This is a genomic window from Rhodococcus sp. P14 (assembly GCF_000256505.1).
GTDB classification, from domain to species: domain Bacteria; phylum Actinomycetota; class Actinomycetes; order Mycobacteriales; family Mycobacteriaceae; genus Rhodococcus; species Rhodococcus ruber.
The window spans coordinates 1-3,929 of record NZ_AJFC01000290.1; the positions used below are offsets into that span (position 1 = coordinate 1).

Below are 3,929 nucleotides of genomic sequence, written 5' to 3' on the forward strand. Positions count from 1 at the left end.
AGCCGACCGCGGCGCTGCGCGACTCGTACGTCAGGCCGTACCGCTCGCGCAGCTCACCGATCCGGTCGATCACCTCCGCCTGGGTGAGCGTGCGCGTCGCGGTCACCAGGGCCGGGCTCTCGGGCTCGACCGGGCGCAGCCGGTCGGCGTAGGAGACCGGGTGCGCGGCCTGCGCCGCCTGCTCGGCACGCAGCTCCTCGTCGTCGAGCTGCAGCCACGGGACGGCGGGCAGGCCGGTGACGCCCGTCACCGTCAGACCCAGCGTCACCCGGGCCGGGTCCGGCATCGTGGCTGCCGGGTCGGCGGGATCGACCATCAGCAGGGCCGCCCCGGTCTTGGCGACCGCCCACTGCGCCACCACGGACCGGACCGACCGAGGGACGGCGACGGCGACCACGTCGCCGGCACCGACACCCCGCGCGACGAGCACCCGCGCCAGCCGCGAGGACCGCGCGTCCAGTTCGCGGTACGGCACCTCGGTGCCGTCGACGGCGACGGCCGGGGCCTCCGGATCCTCCTCGACCACGTTCGCCAGCACCGCGGCGAGCGTGCGGCCGGTGCTCGTGACCGGAGCCGCCGCGGGCTCGGCCTCGGCGACGAGGTGCGCCCGCTCCGCCGCGTCCATGAGGTCGATGTCTCCCACCACGGCCTGCGGATCGGCCACGAATGCCTCGAGGACCCGCACGAACCGCTGCGAGAGCACGTTCACCTCGGACTCGTCGAAGTACCGCTCGAGGTACTTGAAGGTGAACACGATCTCCGACTGCGCGAGGGTGAGCAGGGTCAGCGGGTAGTGCGTCGCGTCGTCGAGCCGGACGTCCCTGACGGTCATCCCGTCGAGGTCCGTCGCGGCCGCCGACAGGGCAGCCCGGTCGATCGGGTACGACTCGAACACGAGCAGGGTGTCGAAGCCGATCCGGCCGCCGGCCCGCTGCTGGATCTCGGTGAGACCCAGGTAGTGGTGGCCGAGCAGGTCCGCCTGCTGTGCCTGCACGCGACGCAGCAGCTGCGCGATCGTCTCGTCGTCGTCCGTGTCCACCCGCACCGGCAGGGTGTTGATGAACAGACCGACCATCGACTCGACGCCGGGCAGCTCGGCCGGGCGGCCGGAGACGGTGGCACCGAAGGTCACATCGGAACGACCCACGATCCGGCCGAGGAGCACCGCCCAGGCCGCCTGCACCAGGGTGTTCACGGTGATGCCGAGGCTCGAGGCCAGGGCCGACACCGCCGCGGCACGTTCCTCGTCGAACACCACGTGCACCGAGGAGATGGCGTCCGCGTCCGGTCGGCGCACCGACGGGGCGAGGACCGTCGGTTCCTCGACACCGGCGAGTGCCTTCGCCCACACCTCGAGCGACGCCTCCCGGTCCTGTTCGGTGAGCCACTCGAGGAACTCCCGGTAGGAGTGGGCGGCGGGAAGCGCGGTGACATCCCCGCGTGTGACGTACAGCGCCATGAGGTCCTGCATGAGGACCGGCATGGACCAGCCGTCGAGCAGGATGTGATGGACCGTCACCGCGAGCAGCGAACGACCCTCGGCCACGTCGACGAACAGGAACCGGATCAGCGGAGCCTGGCCGAGGTCGAAGCGCCGGACCTGCTCGTCGCGCAGGACGCGGGCCAGCTCGGCGTCGCGGGCGTCCTCGGCGAGGTCGCCGAGGTGCTCGTGCCGCCACTGCACCTCGACGTCGCCCAGCACCAGCTGCACCGGGTCGCCGCTGTCGGTGACGAACACCGTCCGCAGGTTCGGGTACCGGTCCAGCAGTGCCTGCGCCGCGGCGCGCAGCCGCTGCGGATCCACCGCCCCGCCGAGCTCGAGCACCGCCTGCATCGTGTAGACGTCCACGCTCGCCTCGGTCATGAGCGCGTGGAAGTGCAGTCCCGCCTGCAACGGCGACAGCGGCCACACGTCGGTCACCGAGGGGTACCGCGACTGCCACACGTCGAGGTCGTGCTGGGCGACCGGGACGAGCGGCACGTCCGACGGGGTCAGGCCGCCGGCGCCCGGCCCGCGGACGTGGCGGGCCAGCGCCGAGAGCGCCTCGTGCCAGTGCTGGGCCAGCTCCTCGATCTCCGAGCGCTCGACCACCCCGGCGGGGAAGCCGAAGTGCGCCTCGAGCCGCCTGCCGTCCGGTCCGTACGAGACGGTCGCGGTGACGTCGACGGTCGTGGTGACCGGCGTCCCGGCGGGACGGACGGTCCGGTCGCCGGGTGCCGCCGTCAGGGACCACGCGCCGCCCTCGACGGACGCGACCGGCTCGCCGAAGTGGAGGGCGACCTGCGGCCGCGGAGCGCTCAGATCCCCGGCGGAGTCGGGGTCGAGGTACCGCAGCAGACCGAAGCCGGCACCGTCGTCGGGCAGGGCCCGCAGCTGTTCCTTGACCGCCTTGACGGCGGCGCCCATCGCCGGTCCCCCGGAGAACGCGTCGTCGACGTCGATCCCTCCGAATCCCGCACGGAACGGGAAGGAGATGGTGAGGCATCCGACGGTCCGAGACAGGTCGGCTCCGGGGACCACCGTGGAGTCGCGTCCGTCCCCGTCCAGCTCGAGCAGCGTGGCCGTCTCGTCGATGCCCCGGTCCCGGCGCCACCGCACCAGGGCCAGACCCAGCGCGGTGACCAGACCGTCGCGGACGGTGCCGTGGAACCGCTCGGGCACCGCGACGAGCAGTGCCTCCGCGTCCGCAGCCGGCACCGTGGTGTGCACGTGCTCGACCGTGGTGCCGACATCGACGGCGGGATCGAGCGGACGGTCCCCGATCGGGAAGTCCGGCGTGTCCAGGATCGACCGCCACCGGTCGAGTTCCGTTCGGCGCTCGGTGCGGCCGGCCGCCTCGACCAGCCCGTGCGCCCAGCGGCGCAGGGAGGTCCCGACCGGCGGCAGCACCACGGGCTGCCCGGCCGCGAGAGCGTCGTACGCGGCGGCCAGATCGGCGATCAGGATGCGCCGGGACGTGTCGTCGGCGACGAAACGGTGGGCGACGATCAGCAACGTCTCGCCGCGCCCGTCGTCGATGCGGACGAACTGCACCATCCGGCCCGCGGCGGGGTCGAGTCGCTCGACCGCCGCCGCGAGGGCCCGCTCGGCGCGGGTTTGCAGGTCGTCGGGCACGCCGGGCGCCGGTTCCCCCTGTGCCAGCAGGGTTTCCGGGTCGACGGTGCCGGGGGCCCGCACCCGCAGGGTGACGGCACCGTCGGCGTCACGTTCGACGATCGCGCGTAGCGCGTCGTGGTGATCGACGACCGCGCCGACCGCACCGGCCAGCGCGTCGGCGTCGACGCCGGCGGGCAGGGTCACCGCCGTCGACACGGCGAGCCGATCGACGTCGCCGGAAGCCTCGAGGGCTGCACGCATCACCGGAGTCAACGGGACGTCCCCGATGCCGCCGCCGGGCAGTTCGGTCAGTGTGCGCTCGGCACCGCCGGTGAGGGTGGCGATCTCCGCCAGCCCCGCGACGGTCTTGCGTTCGAACACGTCCCGCGGGGTGAACACCACGCCGCGGGCCTTCGCGCGCGAGACCAACTGGATCGAGACGATGCTGTCGCCGCCGAGGGCGAAGAAGTCGTCGTCGAGACCGACCTGCTCGAGACCGAGGACCTCGGCGAACACCCGCGCCACGGCCTCCTCCGTGACGGTGGTCGGGGCCCGGAACTCCCGCGCCTCGAACACCGGCGCGGGCAACGCCTTGCGGTCGAGCTTGCCGTTGACGTTCAGCGGCAGCGCCTCGAGCACCACGAACGCCGCCGGCACCATGTACGACGGCAGGTCCCGTCCGAGGCGGGTGCTCACGTCGGCGACGTCGAGCACGACGCCGGGCTGCGGCACGACATAGGCGATCACCTGGGGTCCGACCCGGTCGTCGTCGCGGACGACGACGGCCACGTCCCGCACGTCGTCGAGTCCGCGCAGCGCGGCCTCGATCTCG

At 73.3% G+C, this 3,929-nt stretch carries 1 protein-coding gene; it reads right to left on the bottom strand.

Annotated features, from left to right (window positions below; translation table 11 throughout):
• On the bottom strand, positions 1-3,929 hold a 3,929-nt coding region (locus OEY_RS28765), incomplete at both ends, for a condensation domain-containing protein (protein WP_010595616.1).